Origin of the sequence: Bradyrhizobium sp. STM 3561, from assembly GCF_045571455.1 — a bacterium.
Lineage (GTDB): Bacteria > Pseudomonadota > Alphaproteobacteria > Rhizobiales > Xanthobacteraceae > Bradyrhizobium > Bradyrhizobium vignae.
Map to the genome: position 1 here is coordinate 857,558 of NZ_CP120695.1, position 23,135 is coordinate 880,692.

The 23,135-nt window shown below is 65.5% G+C and carries 21 protein-coding genes; 8 read left to right on the top strand and 13 right to left on the bottom strand.

Annotated elements, in window-relative coordinates; translation table 11 throughout:
• Positions 1-182: 182 nt before the first annotated feature.
• From P6U28_RS03665 to P6U28_RS03690, 6 genes are all read right to left on the bottom strand, one after another.
• Positions 183-1,397, bottom strand: a complete 1,215-nt coding sequence (locus P6U28_RS03665; protein WP_407121765.1) for a M48 family metallopeptidase — start codon at positions 1,395-1,397, stop codon at positions 183-185.
• A gap of 141 nt (positions 1,398-1,538) precedes the next feature.
• The gene (locus P6U28_RS03670; RefSeq protein ID WP_122406825.1) at positions 1,539-2,099 is read right to left on the bottom strand and encodes a LemA family protein; all 561 of its coding nucleotides are present in this window, start codon (positions 2,097-2,099) and stop codon (positions 1,539-1,541) included.
• 139 nt (positions 2,100-2,238) lie between these two features.
• Positions 2,239-3,216 (bottom strand): small ribosomal subunit Rsm22 family protein, encoded by a 978-nt coding sequence (locus tag P6U28_RS03675; RefSeq protein WP_407121766.1) that lies wholly within the window; start codon positions 3,214-3,216, stop codon positions 2,239-2,241.
• Between the two features lie 110 nt (positions 3,217-3,326).
• Positions 3,327-6,791 carry a chromosome segregation protein SMC gene (gene smc / locus P6U28_RS03680; protein WP_407121767.1) on the bottom strand — a complete coding sequence of 1,155 codons (3,465 nt, stop codon included), beginning with the start codon at positions 6,789-6,791 and terminating at the stop codon, positions 3,327-3,329.
• A 217-nt stretch (positions 6,792-7,008) separates the two neighbouring features.
• Positions 7,009-7,665, bottom strand: a complete 657-nt coding sequence (locus tag P6U28_RS03685) for a DsbA family protein (RefSeq protein WP_122404819.1) — start codon at positions 7,663-7,665, stop codon at positions 7,009-7,011.
• A gap of 127 nt (positions 7,666-7,792) precedes the next feature.
• Positions 7,793-8,290 (bottom strand): DUF721 domain-containing protein, encoded by a 498-nt coding sequence (locus tag P6U28_RS03690; RefSeq protein WP_122404818.1) that lies wholly within the window; start codon positions 8,288-8,290, stop codon positions 7,793-7,795.
• Between the two features lie 165 nt (positions 8,291-8,455).
• Here P6U28_RS03690 and mutY point away from each other — a divergent pair, with 165 nt between their 5' ends.
• The gene (gene mutY / locus P6U28_RS03695; protein ID WP_407121768.1) at positions 8,456-9,556 is read left to right on the top strand and encodes an A/G-specific adenine glycosylase; all 1,101 of its coding nucleotides are present in this window, start codon (positions 8,456-8,458) and stop codon (positions 9,554-9,556) included.
• A 66-nt stretch (positions 9,557-9,622) separates the two neighbouring features.
• Positions 9,623-10,042, top strand: coding sequence for a PaaI family thioesterase (locus P6U28_RS03700; protein ID WP_122404816.1), 420 nt, complete (start codon positions 9,623-9,625; stop codon positions 10,040-10,042).
• Between the two features lie 227 nt (positions 10,043-10,269).
• On the opposite strand, the gene P6U28_RS03705 is transcribed toward P6U28_RS03700, so the two are convergent.
• On the bottom strand, positions 10,270-11,550 hold the full coding sequence (locus P6U28_RS03705) for a flavin-dependent oxidoreductase (protein ID WP_407121769.1): 1,281 nt from the start codon (positions 11,548-11,550) through the stop codon (positions 10,270-10,272).
• A 127-nt stretch (positions 11,551-11,677) separates the two neighbouring features.
• Between P6U28_RS03705 and P6U28_RS03710 the strand changes: the two genes are divergently transcribed.
• Positions 11,678-12,298: a glutathione S-transferase family protein gene (locus tag P6U28_RS03710; RefSeq protein ID WP_122406824.1), complete on the top strand. Its 621-nt coding sequence runs from the start codon at positions 11,678-11,680 to the stop codon at positions 12,296-12,298.
• A gap of 106 nt (positions 12,299-12,404) precedes the next feature.
• Here the strand turns inward: P6U28_RS03710 and P6U28_RS03715 are convergent, their stop codons facing one another.
• Entirely contained in the window at positions 12,405-13,328 is a 924-nt protein-coding gene (locus P6U28_RS03715) for a LysR family transcriptional regulator (RefSeq protein WP_407121770.1), read from the bottom strand.
• 91 nt (positions 13,329-13,419) lie between these two features.
• On the opposite strand from P6U28_RS03715, the gene P6U28_RS03720 reads away from it, so the two are divergent.
• From P6U28_RS03720 to P6U28_RS03730, 3 genes are all read left to right on the top strand, one after another.
• On the top strand, positions 13,420-13,863 hold the full coding sequence (locus tag P6U28_RS03720) for a nuclear transport factor 2 family protein (protein WP_407121771.1): 444 nt from the start codon (positions 13,420-13,422) through the stop codon (positions 13,861-13,863).
• 4 nt (positions 13,864-13,867) lie between these two features.
• Positions 13,868-14,083, top strand: a complete 216-nt coding sequence (locus P6U28_RS03725; RefSeq protein ID WP_407121772.1) for a DUF1127 domain-containing protein — start codon at positions 13,868-13,870, stop codon at positions 14,081-14,083.
• Between the two features lie 311 nt (positions 14,084-14,394).
• Positions 14,395-16,404, top strand: a complete 2,010-nt coding sequence (locus P6U28_RS03730; RefSeq protein WP_407121773.1) for a methyl-accepting chemotaxis protein — start codon at positions 14,395-14,397, stop codon at positions 16,402-16,404.
• A 54-nt stretch (positions 16,405-16,458) separates the two neighbouring features.
• On the opposite strand, the gene P6U28_RS03735 is transcribed toward P6U28_RS03730, so the two are convergent.
• The 3 genes from P6U28_RS03735 to P6U28_RS03745 all read right to left on the bottom strand — a co-directional run bounded on the left by P6U28_RS03735 (position 16,459) and on the right by P6U28_RS03745 (position 18,913).
• On the bottom strand, positions 16,459-17,139 hold the full coding sequence (locus P6U28_RS03735) for a glutathione S-transferase family protein (RefSeq protein WP_162500403.1): 681 nt from the start codon (positions 17,137-17,139) through the stop codon (positions 16,459-16,461).
• Positions 17,140-17,266: 127 nt separating this feature from the next.
• Positions 17,267-17,593, bottom strand: a complete 327-nt coding sequence (locus tag P6U28_RS03740) for a hypothetical protein (protein ID WP_122404812.1) — start codon at positions 17,591-17,593, stop codon at positions 17,267-17,269.
• 189 nt (positions 17,594-17,782) lie between these two features.
• Positions 17,783-18,913 carry a site-specific DNA-methyltransferase gene (locus tag P6U28_RS03745; RefSeq protein ID WP_129144646.1) on the bottom strand — a complete coding sequence of 377 codons (1,131 nt, stop codon included), beginning with the start codon at positions 18,911-18,913 and terminating at the stop codon, positions 17,783-17,785.
• Between the two features lie 417 nt (positions 18,914-19,330).
• Here P6U28_RS03745 and P6U28_RS03750 point away from each other — a divergent pair, with 417 nt between their 5' ends.
• On the top strand, positions 19,331-20,272 hold the full coding sequence (locus P6U28_RS03750) for a neutral zinc metallopeptidase (RefSeq protein ID WP_129144645.1): 942 nt from the start codon (positions 19,331-19,333) through the stop codon (positions 20,270-20,272).
• 159 nt (positions 20,273-20,431) lie between these two features.
• Positions 20,432-20,995, top strand: a complete 564-nt coding sequence (gene moaB, locus P6U28_RS03755; RefSeq protein WP_122404809.1) for a molybdenum cofactor biosynthesis protein B — start codon at positions 20,432-20,434, stop codon at positions 20,993-20,995.
• Between the two features lie 308 nt (positions 20,996-21,303).
• On the opposite strand, the gene P6U28_RS03760 is transcribed toward moaB, so the two are convergent.
• Together P6U28_RS03760 and P6U28_RS03765 are read right to left on the bottom strand one after the other, a co-directional pair.
• Positions 21,304-22,245: a helix-turn-helix domain-containing GNAT family N-acetyltransferase gene (locus P6U28_RS03760; RefSeq protein WP_122404808.1), complete on the bottom strand. Its 942-nt coding sequence runs from the start codon at positions 22,243-22,245 to the stop codon at positions 21,304-21,306.
• A 63-nt stretch (positions 22,246-22,308) separates the two neighbouring features.
• On the bottom strand, positions 22,309-22,884 hold the full coding sequence (locus P6U28_RS03765) for a glycosyl transferase (RefSeq protein WP_122404807.1): 576 nt from the start codon (positions 22,882-22,884) through the stop codon (positions 22,309-22,311).
• Between the last annotated feature and the right edge of the window lie 251 nt (positions 22,885-23,135).

Genomic DNA, 23,135 nt, shown 5'->3' on the forward strand with positions numbered 1-23,135 from the left:
CGCGAGGTCGCGATCGGCCAGGCCCCAAATCGATGTCCCAAAAGACGTCCCAAGTCTGCTGTTGGGCGCGAACATGGCAGAAACAAGGGAGAATTCAATTCCTTGCGCCTCTGTTGCGGCAATTCCCGAGGTTTTTCCCTATCGGTGTCAAACCTGCCACGAACGGCGCCCGATCGCGTGGCTCAGTGGCGGCCCCATGGTCCCATCGGATTGGCTGGAAGGACGCCTGAGGGGCTTGGTGTGGGAACGGGCGGCGGATTGGCCGGAGCGGCTGCATCGCCCCATGGCCCGTGCGACAGCGGCGGTGGGGTATCCTGCGCTCCGGGCTGTTCCATCTCGGGTTGATCCGTCTCTTCAGTGGGGCCTGGCAGGGGACCAGGGTCACGGCCGCCGGCGAACTTGATCAGCGCATCGACCCGGGACTGCACGGAAGGGTGGGTGGCGAACAAATCGGCAAAGCCTTCGCGCGGATTGTCGACGCAGAGCTCCATCACGGCCGAGGTCGCGCCGGGCAGTTCGCCGCGGCCCTCGATCTTGCGCAGCGCCGAGATCATGGCGTCAGGGTCTTTCGTCAGCTCGACCGAGCCGGCATCGGCGAGATATTCGCGCGACCGGGATAGCGCGAGCTTCACCACCTGCGACAGCAGCCAGGCCAGAACGATCAGCACGACCGCGATGATGATGACGATGATCGCGCCGCCGCCGGAGCTCTTGCTGTCGCTCGACGACGAGGACGACCGGGACGACGAGGAGGAGCCCGAGGACCACGAGCCGCCGGAGCTCGGGCTCCAGTCGAAGCTCGTGAACAGGCGGAAGAACAATTCGCCGAAGAAGCCGACCACACCGGCGATGATGACGGCGACCACCATGAGCTGCACGTCGCCGTTCTTGATGTGGGTCAGCTCGTGGCCCAGCACCGCCTCGATCTCCTTGTCGTTCAGCGCATCGAAGAGACCGGTGGTGACGGTGATCGAATATTGCCGCGGATTGAGGCCCGTCGCGAACGCGTTCAGCGCCGGGCTCTCCATGATCTTCAGCTTCGGCATGGTGATGCCGCGCGAGATGCAGAGGTTTTCGAGCAGATTGTAGAGCCGCGGCTGTTCCTGCCGGGTCACGTCGTGGCCGCCGGTCACGGCGTCGATCATCGACTGGTGGAAGAAATAGGCGATCACGACCCAGGCGGCCGTCACGATCGTCGCAACGGGCGCCGCGACGATCAGGTCGTGGAAGGCGCGTTTCAAATAATAGGCGACAGTCTCGTTGCCGTTGATGACGACCTCGGCGACCAGCGCGCCGGCATAGACCAGCACATAGACCAGCACGAACAGGCCGGCGAGCAGCAGCATCGAACGAAACTTGTTCGAGGCGATGTGCGTGTAGAGACCATACGCGGCCATGGCTGCTTCCGTTGGCTTCCGTCATTCCGGGACACGCCAACGGCGTGAACCCGGAATCCAGAGCTTAGTGTCTCGCTCGAGGTTCCGGGTTCGCGTCTTCGACGCGCCCCGGAACGACGAAGGTGAGGGGTCATGCTGCAATCAGAACTTCACCTGCGGCGCCGCCTCGACCTCGGTGCGGCTCGTGCCGAGATCGAAGAAGTCCTTCCTGGTGAAGCCGAACATGCCGGCGAACAGGGCGGCGGGCATCTGCTGGATGCCGGTGTTGTATTCCTGGACCGCGTTGTTGAAGAAGCGACGGCTGGCCGCGATCTTGTTCTCGAGATCGGAGAGCTCGGATGCGAGCTGCTGGAAATTGGCATTGGCCTTGAGGTCGGGATAGGCTTCCGACAGCGCGATCAGCCGGCCGAGTGCGCCGGAGAGCTGGTTCTCCGCCGCGGACACCTGAGCCGGTCCCTGCGCCGCCATCGCCGAATTGCGCGCCTTGATGACGTCGTCGAGCGTGCCGCGCTCGTGCGAGGCATAGCCCTTCACGGTCTCGACCAGGTTCGGGACCAGGTCGTGGCGCTGCTTGAGCTGCACGTCGATATCGGCAAAGGCCTGGCCGACGCGCTGGCTCAGCGCCACCAGGCGGTTGTAGGCGCTGAAGGCGAACAGCACGAGGACGACGATGACGCCGAGAACGATCCAGCCGGTCGACATGAAGAACTCCTGAAGCGGGAAGAAGGCAGGCGCTAGGGTAGACCAAATTGGCGCAGGGCGAGAGCCCCGGCATGGAGGGAAGGTAAGGCTTGGTCGGACGAGGAACCATCCGAGTTCAAGGGAAGCACGGCCGGCGGAATTAACTTTCGGACATGATCGCATCGCCCCAGCGCCAGCGCCGGGCGTCGGCATAGGCCGTCTTGTCGCGCCGCGGGACTTTCGTCAGCGCGACCCCAGCCTCGGTGCAGAGCTTGGCCGCGATCTCGGCCTTGCCGACATCCGGCGGCGCCAGCACGCGCGCGGCGCGCGTCGCCGGCGGCGCGCGTGTCAGGGCGACGTAGATGAAGCGCTCGTCCTCGAACGGCACCTCGGCGCCCTTGATCTGGCGATGCGCCTGGGAGCGCGGCAGGCGTTGGGAGAAATGGCACCAGTCGGGTGGGATGAGCGGGCAGGGTCTGTCGTGCGGGCAGGGGGCGGCGACGTGGGCTCCGGCCGAGATCAGTTGTTGCCGGAGCGCGAGGATGCGGGCGTAACCCGCGGGCGTGCCGGGCTCGATCACGACCAACGCATGCCGCGCTTTCGCCCACATCGCTTCCGCAAGCTTGCGCTGGTCGCCTTCGCTGAGCTCGCCAATGACGTAGCTGGCGACGACGAGGTCGGCTTGCGAGACCTCGGCGAGGTTGCCGCCGGCATCGCCGGGAAGATAGCGACACTCTGCGAGGCGCGTGCTGTTGCGCGCCAGTTCCAGCGCGAGCCGGCTCAGCGTGGCGTTGGCGTCGAGCAGGGTGAAATCCCGCAGCGACGGAAAGGCTTCCGCGGCGGCCCAACTCGCGGTGCCCGGACCTGCGCCGACGTCGAGCAGCGTTTCAGGCGCAAGGCCAGGCGCGATTTCGGTCAGCGCATTCAGGCTGGCGGCCACGGCCGCGTAGGTCGCCGGCATCCGCGCCAGCGCATAGGCGAGCGCATCGGCCTCCGATTTGATGGTGCCGGAGCCGCCGCCGGCGCGATAGGCGGTCGAGATCTTTTGCGATCGCTGTGCGGCGTCGGTCCGCGAGAAGCCCTGGAGCTTGCCGTCGAGGGCGGCCTTGAGTTCAGCGGGGAGAATGGGCGAGATCATGTTTGCCCACCGTCATTCCGGGGCGCGCGCAGCGCGAACCCGGAAGTTCGAGATTGTAGCGCGAGATTCCGGACTCTCGCCCCGCGAGCCCCGGAATGACGCCGGAGATATCACGCCACGTTCTGGTCGAGGATCTCCACGGCCTCTTGCAGGCTCACCGAGACGAGCTGCGAGACGCCGCGCTCGGCCATGGTGACGCCGAACAGCCGGTTCATCCGCGCCATCGTGATCGGGTTGTGCGTGATGATGATGAAGCGCGTGTCGGTCGAGCCGGTCATCTCATGCAAGAGGTTGCAGTACCGTTCGACGTTGTGGTCGTCGAGCGGTGCGTCGACTTCGTCCAGCACGCAGATCGGCGAGGGATTGGTGAGGAACACCGCGAAGATCAGCGCCATCGCGGTCAGCGCCTGCTCGCCGCCCGAGAGCAGCGACAGCGTCTGCGGTTTCTTGCCCGGCGGCTTGGCGATGATCTCGAGACCGGCTTCCAGCGGGTCGTCGCTCTCGATCAAATGCAGCGCGGCCTCGCCGCCGCCGAACAGCTCGACGAACAGGCGCTTGAAATGGTTGTTGACGACGTCGAACGAGGTCAGGAGCCGCTCCCGCGCTTCCTTGTTCAGGCTCTGGATACCCTGGCGCAGCCGCTTGATGGCTTCGACCAGGTCGTCGCGCTCGGTGACGAGGCCGGTGTGCTGGGTCTCGACCTCGCGCAGCTCTTCCTCGGCGCGCAAATTGACCGCGCCGAGGCGCTCGCGGTCGCGGCGCATCTTTTCGAGGTCTTCCTCGATGTCGTGCAGCGGCGGCAGCTCCGCGCCCGGCTCGATCTCGGCAAGGCCGGCGACGGCCTGCGGCTCGACTTCGAGCATGTCGCGGATCTCGCGCTCGATGTCCTCGAGCCGGCGCCGCGCGCCTTCCATGCGCTCCTCGGCGCGCGCGGTGGCCTCGCGAGCGCTGGAGAGCGCTTCGAGCGTCAGCTTGGCGACGCGATCGGTCTCCGCCATCGCGCTTTCCGCGGCGGCGAGCGCGTCGGCGGCCATGCGGCGGTCGTTCTCGGCGTATTCGATCTCGGTGATCAGCGCGCTGCGCTTCTCGGCGAACACTTGCGGTGCGTTTTCGAGTTCGCTGCGCTCAATCGTGAGTTCGGCGATACGGGCCTGGATGGTGTCGATGTGGGAGGCCGCGCTCTCCTTGCGGTTCTGCCACTCGGTGCGTTCGGCGAGGATCGCCTGCACGCGCCTGTCGGCGAGCTCGGCCTCGCGTGCCAGCGCCTGCGCCTCGGCGCGGACCTGGGCGGCCATGCGGCGGTGGCCCTCGATGTCGCTGCGGACGGCGGCGAGCTGGGTCTCGGTGTCCTCGCTCGACGGCAGCTCTGAGATCCCGGCCGCGGCATTTTCGTAGGCGGCCTCGGCCTCGGCGCGATCGGCGGCGAGACGGCTGTGCGCTTCCGACAGCGTCGCCTTGCGGGCGGCGTGGCGGCTGATCTCGCGCTCGGCATTGGCGTGGCGCTCGCGCGCGACGTTGAGCTCGCGCTGCGCGGCGCGCCAGGCTTCGCGGCTGGCACCTTCGGTGCTCGCGGCCATCTGCAGCTCGGACTCGGCGTTTTCCAGCGCCTGGCGCTTGATCTGCGCGTCGATGCGGGCCTGCTCCAGCTCGTTCTCGATATCAACGAGGCGGGCGCGCTCGGCAAGACGCCGTGCGGCGCCGGTCGGGGCGTGCGCCGCGGCGACAAAGCCGTCCCAGCGCCAGACGTCGCCTTCGGGTGAGACCAGCCGCTGGCCAGTCTTGAGCTGCGAGACCAGCTCGGCGCCGCGCTCGCGCGGCACCACGCCGATCTGGGCCAGGCGGCGCGCCAGCTCGGCCGGCGCCTGCACGTGATTGGAAAGCGGCACGGCGCCCTCGGGCAGCTCCGGATCGCCCTCGGTGTGTCCGACATTGGTCCAGCGCATCGGCGCCGACGGATCGATCGGCGCGTCGAGATCGTCGCCGAGCGCGGCGCCGATCGCCTTTTCAAATCCCTTGTCGACGGTGATGCCGTCGATGATCGGCGGCCACAGGTTCTTGGTCTCGCCGTTGACGATCTTGGAGATGGTGCGCGCTTCGGTCTCGAGCCGCTGCACGCGCTTGTCGGCTTCGACCAGCGGCGCGCGCGAGGATTCCAGCGTCTGACGCGCCGCGACGTGCGCGGCTTCGCTCGCCTGCGCCGCGGCTTCGGAAGCTGCCAGCGTCTGCTCCGCGGTCTCGACCAGTGCGGTCAGCTCATCGAGATCGCCGAAGCCGCCGGTCGCCTCAGTGAGCTTCTGCTCTTCCGCGGCGACGTTCGCGATCTCCTGGTCGAGCCGGGCGAGCTTGTCGCGATGGGTGCGGACGTTGGCTTCCAACTGGTTGCGCTTGGCGGTGAGGTCGGCGAGCGCGGTGGTGAGCTCGGCGAAGCGCTGCTCGGTTTCGGTCAGCACCGCCTCGGCTTCGGCGACGCGCTCGTCGACGCCGGAGCGCTTCTCGACGCGCGACTTGATCTCTTCCTTCAGCTCGGCGTCTTCGGTGTCGAGCCGCTGCAGCGCGACGTCGGCATCCATGGTCTGCTGCTGGGCGCGCGAGATGTCGCCTTCGAACTGGGCGAGGCGGCGCTCGAGCTCGGCGACGCGCTCCTTGGCGCGCTCTTCCTCGCGGTCGAGCTGTTCGCGGGCATTGGTGAGGCGTTGCAGTCCGGCGGCGGCGCGCGCTTCGGCATCGCGCAGCGCCGGCATCTCGGCGGCGCGGATCGCCTGAATGCGGGCGGCTTCGGCCTGGTGCTGGGTGCGCTCGGCCATCTCGCGGACGGCGAGATCATGGGTCTGGCCGGATTCGTTGACGTCGGCATGGGCGCCGATCCAGCGCAGATGGAACAGGGTGGCCTCGGCCTTGCGAACCTTGGCCGCGACCTCGCGGTAGCGCACGGCCTGGCGGGCCTGCTTCTTCAGGCCTTCCATCTGCCCGGAGAGCTGGCCGATCACGTCCTCGACGCGGGTGAGGTTGGTCTCGGCCGCCTTCAGCCGCAGCTCGGCCTCGTGACGGCGGGCGTGCAGGCCGGCGACGCCGGCAGCATCTTCCAGCACGCGGCGGCGCTGCTCGGGCTTGGCCTGGATGATCTCGCCGATCTTGCCCTGGTGGACGAGGGCCGGCGAACGCGCGCCGGTGGCTGCGTCCGCGAACAGGATCTGCACGTCGCGCGCGCGCACGTCGCGGCCGTTGATGCGATAGACCGAGCCAGCCTCGCGCTCGATGCGACGGGAGATCTCGAGAATCTGGCTGTCGTTCATCGCCGCAGGCGCGGTGCGATCGGCATTGTCGATCGTCATCGTCACTTCGGCATGGTTGCGCGCCGGACGGTTGCCGGAGCCGGCGAAGATCACCGCGTCCATGTCGGCGGCGCGCAGCGACTTGTACGAGGTCTCACCCATCGCCCAGCGCAGCGCTTCGACGAGATTCGACTTGCCGCAGCCGTTGGGACCGACCACGCCGGTCAGACCGGGCTCGATGACGAAGTCCGTAGGCTCAACGAAGGACTTGAAACCGTGAAGGCGCAGGCGGGTGATTTTCATAAGCACGCATCTCTGTTGGCAGGCACGAATCCCCCTGCCGGGACAATACCATGGAAGGCAATGTCGCTATCCGGGCGAGTCGCGCGAGGCGCCTCATGCGGCTGGACAATGGCCGCGGTGCGCCGCGAGGGCAACCGGCGAAAGCCGCTTTTCCCAAGGGATTTATGCCGGGAAAGATACGGCTTTCGAGATGCGAATCAGGATCTTGACGAGCGAATCAGCTCTTCAGGAGCGGATTGATCTTCTTGGCGAACTCCTCGAACGAGGCTTCGCCCTTGATCTTCTCGCCGTTGATGAAGAAGGTCGGTGTCGAATCCACCTTCAACACGTCGCTGGCATATTTCTGGTCGGCGGCGATCTTGTCGAGCAGCGCCTGGTCCTTCAGGCAGGACTCGACCTGCGGCTGGGTGAGGCCGGCCTGCTTGCCGATCCGCGTCAGGGTCTCGGTGGTGTTCTTCACCACCCAGTCGTTCTGCTGGCGGAACAGCATGTCGGTGACCGCGAAGTATTTCGGCGCGTCGTCCTTGGCGATGCAGCGCGACAGCATGGAGCCGGCGGCGGCTTTGATGTCGAGCGGGAACTCGCGGAAGATGTAACGCACCTTGCCGGTGTCGATGTATTCCTTCTTGATCTTCGGGAACACCTGCTCGTTGAAGGCGGCGCAGTGCGGGCAGGTCATCGAGGCGTATTCGGTGATGGTGACGGCGGCGTCCTTCGGGCCGAGCGCCATGTCGGGCAGCGACACCGGCTTGGCCACATCGGCGGCGGACTGCGCCATCGCGTCGGAAATGAACCGCAGCGGCGAGATCCCGGCGAGCGCGGCAAGCCCGGTCAGCGACAGCATCGTGGTGAAGGCGCGGCGGGTGATGATCAAGGTCGGCTCCCGGGATTGGCAAGGTTCGCCCGAGGTTCCCCTTCGAGCGGCCTGTCGCTAGCTTGAAACGTCGCCTGAGGCAATGGCAGGCCGCAGGCACGGGTCCAGTTTGGGCGCGGAATGAGGCTCAATTTCGCTTGATGGCGGCCCCGAGCCGCGCCAGCGCCGTCTTCAATTGCTCATCTTCGATGTCGGTGAGGCTCTCCGCCACCTTGGCGACCGCCTTGGGGTCTGGCGGGCCGGGCCGCTTCCGGCCCCTCGGCCGCGACAGGGGGGCCTGGCGGAAGGCCAGCTTGCCGACCGCGCTCCAGCCGAAGAAGCGGTTGACCCGTTCCAGGATCACGTCGGCCGAGTGCTGGATCTCCAGCGCCATCGGCCCCTCGACCCGCAGCACCAGGGTTGCCGGCTCCTGCGGCTGACCCTCGACCGGGCGTGGCCATTGCATCTTGAGTGGCTCGGCATGGGCCGCGATCTCGGGCCCCGCAATCTGCGCCCACCGCGTCACCAGTTCGCGTGCGGCGAAGCCCTGCTTGGCATAGGCCTCGGCAAAGACGTCATTGAGCAGGATCCCGAGCGGTTTTGCGCTGATGGGACCGGGCTTGAAGATGGGGCCGGATTTGGACATGGCGGGCTTTATAGCACCTTGGACGTCGGGCCACAGACCCCGAGATTCGTCATGGCCGGGCTTGTCCCGGCCATCCACGTTCTTCCTGCGAAGAAAGACGTGGATGCCCGCGACGAGCGCGGCCATGACGTGGAGAGGCCAGTGCATTGCCGCTACAAGTGAGGAATGAGCCCCAGATCCGTACGCAAGCCGAAGCCGGAATCTTCTCAGCCGGAGACCTCATCGCGCCCGCTCGCGCTCCTGCAATGGTACGATCGTCATCGCCGCCGACTGCCCTGGCGCGCCGCGCCCGGCGAGGCGTCCGATCCCTACCGCGTCTGGTTATCGGAGATCATGCTGCAGCAGACCACGGTGAAGGCGGTCGGGCCCTATTTCGAAAAATTCGTCGCACGCTGGCCCGACGTTACGGCGCTAGGGCGGGCCTCCCTCGACGACGTGCTGCGGATGTGGGCCGGACTCGGCTACTATTCGCGCGCACGCAATCTCCACGCCTGCGCGGTGGCGGTGGCGCGCGAGCACGGCGGCGTCTTTCCCGACACTGAGGAAGGGCTACGAGCGCTGCCGGGGATCGGGCCCTACACGGCGGCGGCGATCGCGGCGATCGCCTTCGATCGGCGCACCATGCCGGTCGACGGCAATATCGAGCGCGTGGTATCGCGCCTGTTCGCGGTCGAGGACGAGCTGCCGCAGGCAAAACCTTTGATCCAGCAACTGGCGGCGACGTTGCTGGCGGATTCCCGCGCCGGTGACAGCGCACAGGCGTTGATGGATTTGGGCGCCTCGATCTGCACGCCGAAGAAGCCGGCCTGCTCGCTGTGCCCGCTGAACGAGGACTGCACGGCGCGCGCGCAAGGCTCCCAGGAGACGTTCCCGCGCAAGGCGCCGAAGAAGAGCGGGACGCTCAGGCGCGGCGCTGCCTTTGTGATCACGCGTGGCGACGAACTGCTCGTCCGCTCGCGGCCCGAGAAGGGCCTGCTGGGCGGCATGACGGAAGTGCCGGGCTCGGACTGGCTGGCCGGCCAAGAGGACGCGGCGGCGAAGCAGCAGGCGCCGGAGCTGAAGGGGTTATCGCGCTGGCAGCGCAAGGTGGGCGTGGTCACCCATGTCTTCACGCATTTTCCTCTGGAGCTGGTGGTCTACACGGCGAAGGCTGAAGCCCGCACCCGCGCGCCCGCTGGCATGCGCTGGGTACCGATCGCGAGCCTCGCGGACGAAGCGCTGCCCAACGTCATGCGCAAGGTGATTGCGCACGCACTGGATGTTTGATCGGCCCGTGCTCCTGACAGCACGCTGGCAGCAGCGCTGCGCTATCACGGCGCGATGGAGCCTCGCATGGTCAAGACCGCGCTCGACGATTTTCCAAGGCCGCCCTGCGCCGAGTTGCTCGGATGGCGCCTGCTCGATGCCCGTCCGGAGGAGGGCTGGATCAGACTGGGCTTCGAGGCCAAACCTGAATTCTGCAACCCCGCAGGTTTCATCCAGGGCGGCATGCTTTCGGCGATGCTCGATGACACCATGGGTCCCGCCGTGCTGGTGATGAGCGAGGGGCGGCTCTACACCACCACCATCAGCATGACCGTGAATTTTTTGGCGCCCGCCAAGCCTGGCCCGATCGTCGGCGAGGCCAGGGTGACGCAGCTCGGCAGGACGATCGCGTTCGTCGAGGGCAAGCTGATGGCGGAAGACGGCACGGTGCTCGCGACGGCAAGCGCGAGCGAGCGGTTGCTGGAAGCGGCGAGGGTGGTGAAGTGAGGCGACCACCGGCCTAGCCGCGCACTCCATCTTCCTTCTCCCCTTGTGGGAGCAGGTGGCGCGAAGCGCCGGATGAGGGGGTTGCCTCGGCGAATTCAATTGCAAGGGATGTATGCGGAGACGGACCCCTCACCCGAGTGAGTCCGCATCTCCCTGCGTCGCTGCCCTCTCCCGCAAGGGGCGAGGGCACATCGATGCGCATCTCGCCCGTTGCTGGAGCTGCGTCTCTAGAAACCCACCCGCCTCGCATTCTTGCTCACGATCGGCGGCTTCGCATTCAGCGCTTCCACCTGGAAGCCGGCGACGCGCTTGTAGTTGGCGGCAATGTCCTCCAGCTCCTGCTGGGACAACACGTCGGTGACCACCTCGTAGCCGTCGGGCGCGCGCTCCTCGACCAGCTGCATCACCTGCTCGGGGCCGTTCTTGCGGTTGAGCAGGACGAGGTCGGCGGTTGCGGGCCGGCGCTCGGCTTCATAGGCGAGCAGCGCTGCTTGCGTCGGGCCATGCGCCAGAATCTCGCGCGTGATGACGCGGGCATCGAGGATCGCCTGCGAGGCGCCGTTCGAACCGATCGGGTACATCGGATGCGCGGCATCGCCCATCAGCGTGACGCGACCGAAGGTCCATTGCGAGACTGGATCGCGGTCGACCAGCGGATATTCATAGGCGTGCGGGCAGTTCCTGATCAGGCCGGGCACGTCGAGCCAGTCGAACTGCCAGCTCTCGAACCAGGGCAGGAATTCTTCGCGCCGTGCCGTGCGGTTATAATCTTCGCGGCGCCACTGATAGGTCGGTGGCATGTGACGCTCCGCGACCCAGTTGATGAGGTGGTTGCCGTTTGCGTCGGGCTCTTTCGAGATCGGATAGCAGACGAATTTCAGGATCTCGTGGCCGGCCATGATCATTGTGCGGCCGGTCAGGAAGGCGTTTGCCGGCGTGACGCCGCGCCAGAGGATGCGGCCGTTCCAGATCGGCGGGCCTTCATTGGGATAGAGCTTTTCTCGCGCGGCGGAATGGATGCCGTCGGCGGCGATCAGGATCGCGCCCTCGAAAGTGCCGGCGGCCTTGCCGGTCGCCTTGTCGATGAAGTCGGCGCGCACGCCGTCCGCCGTCTCGGTCCAGCCGGTCAGATGATGGCTGGTGAGGATGTTCTCGCGGCCGAGCCGCTCGACCGCGGTGTCGAGCAGGAGCTGCTGCAGCGTGCCGCGGTGGATCGAGAATTGCGGCCATTTGTACCCGGCGTCCAGTCCGCGCGGCTCGCTCCAGATCGGCTTGCCGTGCTTGGAGAAATAGGCGAGCTCGCGGGTGCGCACGCCGCTGGCGTCGAGCTTATCCATCAGGCCGAGTTCGATCAGCTCGCGCACCGCATGCGGCAGTACGTTGATGCCGACGCCGAGCGGCTTCAGCTCCGCGACGCTCTCGAACACTTTCACGGGAACGCCGATTTGATGCAGGCTGAGCGCAAGGGTCAGCCCGCCGATGCCGCCACCGGCGACGAGTACCGTCATGAGAAAACTCTCCAGTTGCAGGCGTCTTGGCACAGCCGGGCGGAGGTGGGCAACTGCGAAGAGGATGTTGTGCTATGGACCTTGGGGTCGACAGCCGTTATTTTCCAGCTTTCTCATGAGGTCCGACATGCTCAAGCTCTACTACGCCACCGGCACCTGCGCGCTCGCCACCTACATCACCTTGGAAGAGGCCGGCGCCGACTACACGGCCGAACGGCTGAGCTTCAAGGACAACCAGCAGAACAGCCCGGACTATCTCGCCATCAACCCGAAGGGCCGCGTGCCCGCGCTCGTCACCGATCGCGGCGTCCTGACCGAAACGCCGGCGATGCTGGCTTACATCGCGCAAGTGTTCCCCAAGGCGAAGCTCGCGCCGCTCGACGATCCCTTCGAGTTCGCCCAGGTGCAGTCGTTCAACTCCTATCTCTGTTCGACCGTGCACATCAACCACGCCCACAAGATGCGCGGCGCGCGCTGGGCGACGGAGGAGAGCTCGTTCGCCGACATGAAGGCTATGGTGCCGAAGACCATGGCGGCCTGCTTCAAGCTCATCGAGCAGAAGATGTTTCGGGGGCCCTGGGTAATGGGCGAGCAGTACACGGTCTGCGATCCCTATCTCTACACGCTTTCGACCTGGCTCGAAGGCGACAGCGTCGACATCAATGCGACGCCGAGGATCGCTGATCACTTCAAGCGCATGTCGGATCGCCCGGCGATCCGCAAGGTGATGGACGCGCAGAAGGCGTGAAGGCAGCGCGGCTCTCGGGCAAAGACGCAAAACGCCGTGCCCACCATCTTCGTCCGGCGACAACAGATGGTGGGCAGGCTTCGCTTTGCCCACCCCCTTACGAGAGCTACCCAACGCGCCGCTCCTTCTTCGCTAGCTCCCGTCCGGTCTCCAGCATCAGCCGCCGCAGCCAGATCGAGCCCGGGTCCATCTGGGCCCGCGTCGGGTGGAACATGAACTGCTCGTCGATCCCGGGGTCGAGCGGCGGCATCACCGTGACGAGGCCGAGCTGCTTCGACAGCGCCGCGATCAGCCGGCGCGGCACGAAAGCGACGAGGTCGGTGCGTGCGGCGACGTGCAAGGCTTCGAGATAGCCCGCCACCACCAGCGAGATGTGTCGCTCGATGCCTTTGCTGCGCAGCCAGGTGTCGATCAGGTCCTCAGCGCTGCCGCGGATGATCACGCCGACATGGCGCGCGGCCAGGAACGCCTCGCGCCGTTTCAGCTTCGCTCCAACGGGATGGCCGCGCCGCACCGCCAGCGCGTCGCTGTCAGTGTAGAGCAGCTGGCGGTGAAAACCCTTGAAGGCATTGCCGATCGAGATCACGAGGTCGATGGTGCGGGCGAATTCGGCGTGGAAGATCGCCCATCCCCGCCAGGGCACGACGTCGATGCGGACGTTCGGTGCAGCCCGCGTCACCTTCTCCATCAGCGGGGGCATCAACAGCTCGACCGCGAGGTCCGGCATCATCAGACGGAACTGCCGCTCGCTGAGAGCGGCATCGAATTCGTCAGGCACAAACAGCCCGCGCACCTGGTCGAGCGCCTGCGCCAGCGGCGCGCGCAGGGCTTGCGCCCGCGGCGTCAGCTCCATCCGCGCGCCGGTGCGTACCAGGAGCGGATCGCCGAAGATGTCGCGCAGGCGCTGGAGCGCATGGCTCGCCGCCGGCTGCGACAGCCCGAGCCGTAACGCCGCGCGGCTGACATTGGCCTCGCGCAGCAATGCGTCGAGGGCGGTCAACAGATTGAGGTCAAGCGAATTCAAATTCATGGTGTGAATATATATCATATCTACTATCGATTTGAAGAATTCTGATCGACCGGCGATGATCTTCGCGATGTCACACCACGGAGATGCCGCCATGAACGCGACCGCCAACAAGAAACTGATGCAGGATATCTTTGCCGCTGCCGCCGATTCCGATCCGGCCGCGCGCGATCGCGCGCTATTCAGCGCCAGCCTTGCCGACGACGCCAAATGGATCGTGACCGGGCAATATTCCTGGTCCCGCACCTTTTCGGGCAAGGAGGCGATCCTCAACGATCTGCACGGCTATGTGCGCACGCGCCTGCGCGACCGCACGCGTACAATCGCCCATCGCTTCATTGCCGATGGCGACGTCGTCGTCGTCGAAGCCAAGGGTGACAACGTCACACCCGAAGGCGTGCGTTACGACAACGACTATTGTCTGGTGTTTCGCCTCGAGGACGGCAAGATCAAGGAGATCCGCGAGTACTGCGACTCGGTTCTGACCGAGAAGGCGCTCGGCCCGTTTCCACAAACGGCCGCGAGAGCCGCGGGCTGACGGCTTGAGTCCGATCTGGTCTGCCGGCCGGCGCCATTCGTTACGGCCTGCGAGGGTCGTATCGGTCTGGCGCAAGCTGGCGGAGATCATCCGGCTGCGGCGAGAGCGCGCGCGGATGCACTGCCAGCTCGCCGCCATGAGCGAGCGTGAGCTTCAGGATTTCGGGATGACGCGGTCGGAGATTGCGTACGAGCTGAAAAAGCCTGTCCGGCGGAAATAGAGAGATCCAAGATGCAGCCTCTATTTATGGGCGCCCGATCGGTACTCATCCTGGCAAATGCATGCACCACACTGCATGCGGCTGCTGGTCTGCGCGAAAGCCTTGCTCAACTGCCGATAAAATCAGCAAATTATCGTGCGCTGATGCGCATGCCCGCGAAGAATTTGAAGGTTCAATTAAGAAGTGTCCCCCATTGTGTCGCGGTGCAGCGTGGGTCGCCAGGGCGCGGCGTGCGGCTGCCGGAGTGGCCGTGACGATCGCCGGAGCTGTCCGACCCCTCGAATTCAAATGCATCTGGGTGGACAGTGGGAATGCCGAAATTTCGTTTGCGGATCAGGGGACGCCTGTACGCAGGCTTCATGGCCCTGGTGGCGGTCGGTCTCGTGATGGCAGTGGTTGCCGTCTGGAATTTGCGGTACGTGCAGGATCAGGTCGCAAGACAATCCGCCCTCTCCGACAGCACGGCACGGGTGCTGGAAATATCAGCCCATTTGCAGGCGATCCAGCGGGCCAACCTGCGCTACGTCTACGACGCCAACGAGCCTGCAATGAAGGAGGCGCAAGAGCGGGAAACCGCGGCGACCGAGCTGCTGCGGGTGGGCGCGCAGGGGACGCTCTCCGAGGAGCGGCGAGCGCTCTACAACGGCCTGATCGACGACATCGCCAAGATGAGACGCCTGCGTGACAATCTCGGAGACGCCGTCAACGAGGTGAGAACCGGCAAGGCGACGCTGCTCCCCAGTGGAGAGGAGCTGGCCGTCAAGATGGGCAAGCTGGTCGACGCGGCGCGGGCTGCCGTCGATGAAGACACGGCGGCCCTGGTCGCCGACCTCGAATCCAGAATCCTTCTTGTTCGGGTCGCAACCTGGCGTTTCCTGGCCGTGCGTGATGTCCAGGGGCCTGCGAATTTCAGGGCGAGTGTGGACAGGGCAGCGCAACGGCTCGCGGCCATCGAAAAGAGCCCGCAGGCGGCGGAGTTGCGCGCCACGCTCACGCCGGTGAAGACCTCCCTCGGAATCTACAAATCGGCATTCGAGACGACGTCCGCCGCGATGCTTCAAGCCGACGAGATCTACCACAAGAACCTCGCGCCCCTCATCGTCGACAGTATCGGCAAGCTCAAGGCCGCGGAAACGACCCTGAAGAAGGACTACCGGGACTCGCGCAACAATGCCGAAGCCGTGATCGCCAGCACGACGACCGTTCAGGAGATCGCCGGCGGGCTCGCCATCTTGTTCGGTGGCATCGTCGCCTTCCTGATCGGCCGCAGCATCGTCGGTCCCCTGACCTCGATGACGCACGCGATGGGGCGGCTTGCCGGCGGCAATCTCGAGGCCGAGATTCCCGGCCGCGGCAGGGCTGACGAGGTCGGCGACATGGCCAAGGCGATCCAGGTGTTCAAGGACAACATGATCGAGACCGAGCGCATGCGCGCCGAGCAGGCCGAGCTCGAGGCGCTGCAGGCCGAGAGTCGCAAGAAAGACATGGTCCGGCTTGCCGATCAGTTCGAGCAGGCGGTCGGTGAGATCGTGAACACGGTATCGTCGGCATCGAGCGAGCTCGAAGCCTCCGCAGGCACCTTGACCACGACCGCCGCGCGGGCCCAGGACCTCTCGACGGAGGTCGCCAGCGCGTCGCAGGAGGCTTCGGCCAATGTGCAGGCGGTCGCCTCGGCGACCGAGGAGCTCTCCTCCTCGGTATCCGAGATTGCCCGTCAGGTGCAGGAATCCGCCCGCATCGCCACCGAGGCCGTCGGTCAGGCGAGCAGGACCAACGAGCGCGTCGGCGCGCTCTCCAAGGCCGCCGCCCGGATCGGTGACGTGGTCGAGCTCATCAGCACCATCGCCGGCCAGACCAACCTCTTGGCGCTGAACGCCACGATCGAGGCGGCGCGTGCGGGCGAAGCCGGCCGCGGCTTTGCGGTGGTCGCTTCCGAGGTCAAGGCGCTCGCTGAGCAGACTGCGAAGGCCACCGGCGAGATCGCCCAGCAGGTCTCCAGCATCCAGGCCGCGACGGAGGAGTCGGTCGGCTCGATCAGGGAGATCAGCGGCACCATCGAGCGGCTGTCGGAGATTTCGTCCACGGTCGCCGCCGCCGTGGAGCAGCAGGGCGCGGCGACGCAGGAGATCTCCCGCAACGTCCAGCAGGCGGCCCAAGGCACGCAGCTCGTATCGTCCAACATCAGCGACGTGCAGCGCGGCGCCTCCGAGACCGGCTCGGCCTCCTCGCAGGTGCTGTCGGCGGCGCGCTCGCTCTCGGCCGACAGCAACCGCCTCAAGCTGGAAGTGGCCAAGTTCCTGAGTTCGGTCCACTCCGCCTGAAGTCTCAAACGCAAGAGGCCACGCGCATGCGCGTGGCCTCGAAGAGCGGCGCGCTCAAGCCACCTTGGTCGTCATGTGCTTGAACATGTTGCTGCGCGCTTCGTCGTCCATCTCGGCCTTGAAGGTGAACTTGTCCTTCAGGGCGATGGCGCGTGCCGCCGCCGGGCGTGCCGAAATCTCGTCGACGAGCCGCTTCACATTCGGGTATCGCGCAAAGGCGTCGTCGCCGAGCTTGAACGGCACCATCCGCGCCCAGCCCCACAGCGCCATGTCGACGATCGAATAGCTGTCGCCCACCATGTAGCGGCGGTCTTTGAGGTGACCGTCGAGAATCTTGTAATGGCGATCGGTCTCGTACTGGTAGCGGTTATGGGCGTAATCGTGGTTCTGGTCCTTCGGCGCAAAATGCTTGAAGTGCACGGCCTGGCCCGAATAGGGCCCGACGCCGGTGGCGATGAACATCAGCCAGGACAGCAATTCGGCGCGGTTCGTGGGCAGGAACTTGCCGGTCTTCTCGGCGAGATAAAGCAGGATGGCGTTCGAGTCGAACACGATGGTGCCGCCATCGTCGATCGCCGGCACCTTGCCGTTCGGGTTGATCTTGAGGAACTCCGGCGTGAACTGCTCGCCCTTGCGGGTGTCGACCGCGACCGGCTGAAACGGCAGGCCGGACTCTTCCAGATAGAGCGCGACCTTGGTCGGGTTCGGCGATCCGTTGAAATAGAATTTGAGCATCACACATCTCCTCGGTGTCTGTTGCCGCGTGCGCACGAGGCGTCGTTGGGCGGGCCTTGTCTTGCCTGAGCCCGTTGCGGGAGAGCAACCGGCGAGTTTGCCGGGCGGTGTCTGCGCGTGGCGCAGATCAGGCGGCGTAACAGAGGCCGATTGCCGCCGTAATGACCATGGCCGTGCCCACGGCCTCCAGCCGCAGGCCGAGCCGCGCGGCGAGATGCATGTCGGAGGCCCGCGCCGCGCGCTCCGATCCGCGCGCGTAGCCGTGAACGATGACGTCATGGTTGAAATTGTCGTGCGCCTCGTTGCTGCTGGCGAGCCCGACGCAGATCACGAGCACGCCGAACAGCGCCAGACCGAAGAAACCGAGAAGCGCGATCAGGAACATCGGAAACATGCCGACCAGGAAGATCGGCAGCAGCGGCACCAGCAGCAATGTCTCGGACTGTCGTCGCATGGAGCCCAACCGGTCAGGACGGGGCTGATCGGGCGAATCTAGTCCTGGCAGGGGCGGCTTTCAACCATCCGCCGCCGTCGTTCCGGGCCGCGCCTCTTGGCGCGAGCCGGGATCCATTGGGCCGGATGTGCTGTAGCAGGATGGATTCCGGGTTCGCGTTTTGCGCGCCCCGGAATGACGGAGGGAGGGCTACTCCGCCGCCATGCCGGCGCGGATCTCGGCACGCAGCTCGTCGATCAGCTTGAGACCCTTCTTGGTTTCGACGTGCCAGAAGGTCCAGCCGTTGCAGGCCTGCGCGCCTTGCGCGACCGCGCCGATGCGGTGGATCGAGCCGACCTTGTCGCCGAGCATGATGGCACCGTCGGCGCGCACCAGCGCGCCCAGCTTCTTCTTGGCGTCGAATAGTTTCGTGCCGGGCATGATCATGCCGCGCTCGATCAGCTCGGAGAACGCGACGCGCGGTGCCTCGCGCGCTGTCATGAACGGGGCAAGGCTTGCCTCAGGCAGCGGCTCCACCGCGGCGATGCGTGCCTCCGCCGCTTTCGCATAGGTCTTGTCGCGCTCGAAGCCGATATAGGAGCGGCCGAGGCGCTTGGCGACAGCGCCGGTGGTGCCGGTGCCGTTGAAGGGATCGATCACGAGATCGCCTGGCTTCGATGACGACAGCAGCACGCGCGCGAGCAGCCCTTCGGGCTTCTGCGTCGGATGCACTTTCTTGCCGTCGGCGCCCTTGAGGCGCTCCTCGCCGGTGCAGAGCGGGATCAGCCAGTCGGACCGCGCCTGCACGTCCTCGTTGGCGGCCTTCAGCGCCTCGTAGTTGAACGTGTAGCCCTTGGCCTTCTCGTCCCGCGCGGCCCAGATCATCGTTTCGTGCGCGTTGGTGAAACGGCGGCCGCGGAAGTTCGGCATCGGATTGGTCTTGCGCCAGACGATGTCGTTCAGGAGCCAGAAGCCGAGATCCTGCATGATCGCGCCGACGCGGAAGATGTTGTGATAGGAGCCGATCACCCAGATCGTCGCGGATGGCTTCATCGCGCGGCGGGCGGCAAGCAGCCAGGCGCGGGTGAAATTGTCATACGCAGCAAACGAATCGAACTTGTCCCAGTCGTCATTGACGGCATCGACATGGGATTCGTCGGGGCGCTTGAGATCGCCCTTGAGCTGGAGATTGTAGGGCGGGTCGGCGAACACCAGGTCGACGCTGCCTGCCTGAAGCTTCGACATCTCGGCGACGCAATCGCCGACGATGATGCGATGCGACGGAGACTCGAAATTTGTGCGGGGCGCCCTTGCAGACGCCCCGCGACGCGACTCTACCATGACTCAAGAACTCTGACTCAGGCGACGCTGTCGGCGACGCGGGACCAAACAACCGACTGACCGCTACATTGAAGCGGCAAAGTAAAAATCGACTTAACCCGCTGCTTTTGTGAGCAGGCCGTGCATCGCCGCTTGTGCGCGTGTTGTCGCGCGCATGCGCCTTGTTTTACAGTGTATTTCGCGTTTGCTCGGCGCGCGGCCGCAATCATGGCTGCAAGATGGCTGCAAATTTCCCTCGGAAAAAATTGCTCGACCCTCGGAAAAAATTGCTGGCACCGACATGCTGTCGCACTAGGCAATTTTTGCCGGCCACGATATTGATAAACGCAACGGAAATTTTACGTGTGTGGCGCGTTGAGCTTTCGCACCATTGTGCGCCGTCGAAACTGAATCAGGGACCGCAGAGGAAAGGCCGCCATGCGCTACGATGACTTCCGCCGCAGCGACGACATCGAGGATCGTCGCGATGAGGGTGGTGGCTTTGGCGGCGGTGGAGGAGGCGGGTTCGGTCTGCCGATGGGCGGCGGCGGGCTCGGCATCGGCACCATCATCGTGCTCGGCCTGATCGGCTATGCCTTCGGCATCGACCCGCGCATCCTGATCGGCGGCGCCGAGATCCTCAGCGGCGGCGGCCATGCGCCGACCTACCAGACCGACCGTCAGGCGTCCTCGGGCAAGCGCGGCGCGCCGACCGACGAGATGGGCAGCATGATCTCCGGCATCCTCGGCGAGATCGACGACCGCTGGAGCGAGATCTTCCAGGCCAGCGGTCAGTCCTATACCGGTCCGAAGATCGTGCTGTTCCGCAACGCCACCAATGGTGGCCGCTGCGGCATGGCGCAGTCGGCGATGGGGCCGTTCTACTGTCCACCTGATCGCACCATCTTCCTCGACACTTCGTTCTTCCGCGAGGTCGAGACGCGCTTCCGCGGCTGCTCCGGCAAGTCGGCGTGCAATTTCACCACCGCCTACATCATCGCCCATGAGGCCGGCCATCACATCCAGAACCTGCTCGGCATCATTCCGCGCGTGACGCGGCTGCAGCAGCAGGCCGGCTCGAAGGCCGAGGCGAATGCGCTTCAGGTGAAGGTCGAGTTGCAGGCGGATTGTCTCTCCGGCGTGTGGGTCAATCGCGAGGCGAAGAAGCGTCCGAACTTCCTCGAGCCCGGCGACATCGACGCCGCGCTGACCACGGCGAGCGCGATCGGCGACGACACGCTGCAGCGCCAGGCCACGGGCCGCGTCGTGCCTGACTCCTTCACCCACGGCTCGGCGGCGCAGCGCAAGCAGTGGTTCATGACCGGCTACCAGCAGGGCACGGTCCAGGCTTGCAACACCTTCGGTGCGGGAGCGTTGTAATTCTCGACACCGTGCCCCGGACTCAGCGCAGCGCTTCTTCAGCGGTGCGCTGCAGAGCCGGGGCCCACAATGCCGGTCTCCCAAGTCTCCGAACTGGGCCCCGGCTCTGCGGCGCGGCGCTGATGCGCCGCACCTTGTCCGGGACACGAAAGACGCAACATGACCTCCATCGACGAAACAAAGCAGTTCATTCCGCTGAATATCGCGGTGCTCACCGTGTCCGACACGCGCGCGCTTGCGGATGACAAGTCCGGCCAGACCCTGGTCGACCGTCTCCTGGCTGCGGGCCATCATCTCGCCGCGCGCGAGATCGTCACCGACGACGTCGAGGCGATCCGTGCCGTCATCCGCCGCTGGATTGCCGATAGCGGCATTGACGTCGTCATCACCACCGGCGGCACCGGCTTTACGGGACGCGACGTGACGCCGGAGGCGATCGAGCCGCTGTTCGAGAAGCGCATGGACGGTTTCTCGATCGCGTTCCACATGCTGAGCCACGCCAAGATCGGGACGTCGACGATCCAGAGCCGTGCCACCGCCGGCGTTGCGGGCGCGACCTACATATTCTGCCTGCCGGGTTCGCCCGGCGCCTGCCGCGACGGCTGGGACGGCATCCTCGCAGCCCAGCTCGACTACCGCACGCGCCCCTGCAATTTCGTCGAGATCATGCCGCGGCTGGACGAGCATCTGCGCCGCCCGAAGGCGCAAGGCGCGACGGTGTGATGATTGTTGCTTGAATGCCGAGCTAAAGCATGATCCGGAAAAGTGCGAAGCGGTTTTCCGGAAAGATCACGCGCAAACAATAACCCTGGAGCGCGATGACGATTCATCCAAATCTCATCGCGCTTTAGGTGCGGACCGCTTCCCTTCTGCGCTTGTGGGAGAAGGTGGCGCGAAGCGCCGGATGAGGGGTATCCATCCGCATCGGTGAGATATCCCTCACCCGAGCGAGCTTGTGTTTGCGAGTTGACATGCCCTCTCCCGCAAGGGAAGAGGGCACAGCAACGCGCATCTCGCTCGCTGCGAGATCGTCAGAGATCCCGTTCCCACGTTTCCCCAATCAAATCTTGCCCGAAGCTGTGATGCGGCTCGGTCGCGACCAGGTTGAATCCCGCACTCTTGTAGATCCCGCGCGCGGCGACCAGGATGCTCTGCGTCCACAGAGTCATCTTGCTGTAGCCCCTCTCGCGGGCGCCCTGGATGCATTGCTCGACCAGTGCGCGGCCGACACCGAGTCCGCGCGCTTTCTTCTCCACCTGCAACAGGCGCAGCTTCGCAATCTCGTCCGTGGCCTTGACCAGAAAGATCGAGCCGATCGGCTCGCCTTCCATTTCCGCGATCCAGCAGTGCTCGCGCGCGGCGTCGTAGTTCTTGATGAACTGTGCGCAGATCTCGGCGACCAGCGCCTCGTAGCTGATGTCCCAGTTGTAGTCCGCGGCATAGGCGGCGCCTTGCCGTGAGATGACCCAGCCCATGTCGCCGACGCGATGGCTGCGCAGCACGAAAGCCGCGGGCCGGCTTCGACGCTGCCCCAGCACCGCCTCGATGGTTGCCATGGCCTGCGTGAGCCGCGTTGCATCGTCGGCTGAAAGCTGAGCCAGCATCGCAGCGACCTCGTTTTGCGAGCTCAGGTTCAGCTTGGCGAAAGCCTGGCGGCCCTTGGCGGTGAGGCTGAGCTGGTATTGCCTACGATCCGCGGCCAGGGGTGTTCGCGTGATCAGCCCTTTTTCGTCAAAGCTCTGGACGATGCGGCTGAGATAGCCGGGGTCGAGACCAAGCTCGTTTCCGATTTCTTTTGCCGCAAGGTCGTCGCGATGCGCCAGTTCATAAAGCACGCGCGCCTCGCTGAGCGAAAACGGGGTCTTGCCAAGGTGCTGGTCGAGCACGCCGAGCTTGCGGGTATAGAAGCGGTTGAAGGCGCGGACCGCTGCGATGTGGTCGTCGGAGACCTGTTCGGTCGATTTGGACAGCATGTGATCACCTCGATACTTGCCATTGTCAATTAATTATTTGACGTTGGCAAGTATCTCGGCGCTTCAGCCGACCATGACGATCCGGCTGCGCAGCATGGTCCGGGACGACCGGCCGAGCCGCCGGAGCAGTCGCGCTTCGGAATGGCGGGCGTGGGGCGGGTAGCCGCCGATCCGGTCGTAATGCTCACGCGCGATCAACAGCCCTTGATCGCCGAGCGGACCGACGAGCTTGCGCGCCACGGCCCAGAGAATGTCGCGCAATGCGGTATTTGCGTAAGGCGAACGCGCATAGCGGAACACCGCCGCCCGATCCCGGCCGCTGGTAGCGACGGCCTGGATGAACTGGGTGGTCTCCTCGATCCAGCCGGTTTCCAGCACGGCGCCTGCAGGCAGGAACATGAGCCATGGCGATCGGGCCTGCCGCGCGCCGGCGGCGAGCGCGGCGCCTTGCGAAGATCCCTCGAACCCGATGAAACGGCAGCCCGCCACGTCGGCAACGCGCTCGATGACACCGTTGCGAGTGCCGTCGACCAGCAGAACCTCACGGATGACACCGGCGGCGGCGCCGGGGACCAGCGCGGCCAGGGTTGCGACCGCCGTCTGCTCGACACCGTCGGTCGGAATGATGACGCTCAGCATGATTGAGGCTTCAGTGTCGGCACTTCGGGAGAAGCGTAGCGTTCTATGATGTTGTCATAAACCCGTAGCGTTGCCGAGTGCAACTTTCCGGCGGCGCTTCGGCATGCGATGGTAAACCCGCAGCCAGTCATCGCAGCCAAATGTGTCATGTGCGGGGTGGAAATATTGCCGAATGTTTCGGCACAAGCTGATTCCGGCGGTATTAAACCGAAGCTTCATGGCGAGATTCGCTGCGCGCGGGCAGTCGGTCC

Coding starts and splice junctions, on each gene's coding strand:
- P6U28_RS03665 (WP_407121765.1), bottom strand. CDS start 1,397: ATGGCCGCGTATGGTCTCTACACGCACATCGCCTCGAACAAGTTTCGT.
- P6U28_RS03670 (WP_122406825.1), bottom strand. CDS start 2,099: ATGTCGACCGGCTGGATCGTTCTCGGCGTCATCGTCGTCCTCGTGCTG.
- P6U28_RS03675 (WP_407121766.1), bottom strand. CDS start 3,216: ATGATCTCGCCCATTCTCCCCGCTGAACTCAAGGCCGCCCTCGACGGC.
- smc (WP_407121767.1), bottom strand. CDS start 6,791: ATGAAAATCACCCGCCTGCGCCTTCACGGTTTCAAGTCCTTCGTTGAG.
- P6U28_RS03690 (WP_122404818.1), bottom strand. CDS start 8,290: ATGTCCAAATCCGGCCCCATCTTCAAGCCCGGTCCCATCAGCGCAAAA.
- mutY (WP_407121768.1), top strand. CDS start 8,456: ATGAGCCCCAGATCCGTACGCAAGCCGAAGCCGGAATCTTCTCAGCCG.
- P6U28_RS03700 (WP_122404816.1), top strand. CDS start 9,623: ATGGTCAAGACCGCGCTCGACGATTTTCCAAGGCCGCCCTGCGCCGAG.
- P6U28_RS03705 (WP_407121769.1), bottom strand. CDS start 11,550: ATGACGGTACTCGTCGCCGGTGGCGGCATCGGCGGGCTGACCCTTGCG.
- P6U28_RS03710 (WP_122406824.1), top strand. CDS start 11,678: ATGCTCAAGCTCTACTACGCCACCGGCACCTGCGCGCTCGCCACCTAC.
- P6U28_RS03715 (WP_407121770.1), bottom strand. CDS start 13,328: ATGAATTTGAATTCGCTTGACCTCAATCTGTTGACCGCCCTCGACGCA.
- P6U28_RS03720 (WP_407121771.1), top strand. CDS start 13,420: ATGAACGCGACCGCCAACAAGAAACTGATGCAGGATATCTTTGCCGCT.
- P6U28_RS03730 (WP_407121773.1), top strand. CDS start 14,395: ATGCCGAAATTTCGTTTGCGGATCAGGGGACGCCTGTACGCAGGCTTC.
- P6U28_RS03735 (WP_162500403.1), bottom strand. CDS start 17,139: ATGCTCAAATTCTATTTCAACGGATCGCCGAACCCGACCAAGGTCGCG.
- P6U28_RS03740 (WP_122404812.1), bottom strand. CDS start 17,593: ATGCGACGACAGTCCGAGACATTGCTGCTGGTGCCGCTGCTGCCGATC.
- P6U28_RS03745 (WP_129144646.1), bottom strand. CDS start 18,913: ATGGTAGAGTCGCGTCGCGGGGCGTCTGCAAGGGCGCCCCGCACAAAT.
- P6U28_RS03750 (WP_129144645.1), top strand. CDS start 19,331: ATGCGCTACGATGACTTCCGCCGCAGCGACGACATCGAGGATCGTCGC.
- moaB (WP_122404809.1), top strand. CDS start 20,432: ATGACCTCCATCGACGAAACAAAGCAGTTCATTCCGCTGAATATCGCG.
- P6U28_RS03760 (WP_122404808.1), bottom strand. CDS start 22,245: ATGCTGTCCAAATCGACCGAACAGGTCTCCGACGACCACATCGCAGCG.
- P6U28_RS03765 (WP_122404807.1), bottom strand. CDS start 22,884: ATGCTGAGCGTCATCATTCCGACCGACGGTGTCGAGCAGACGGCGGTC.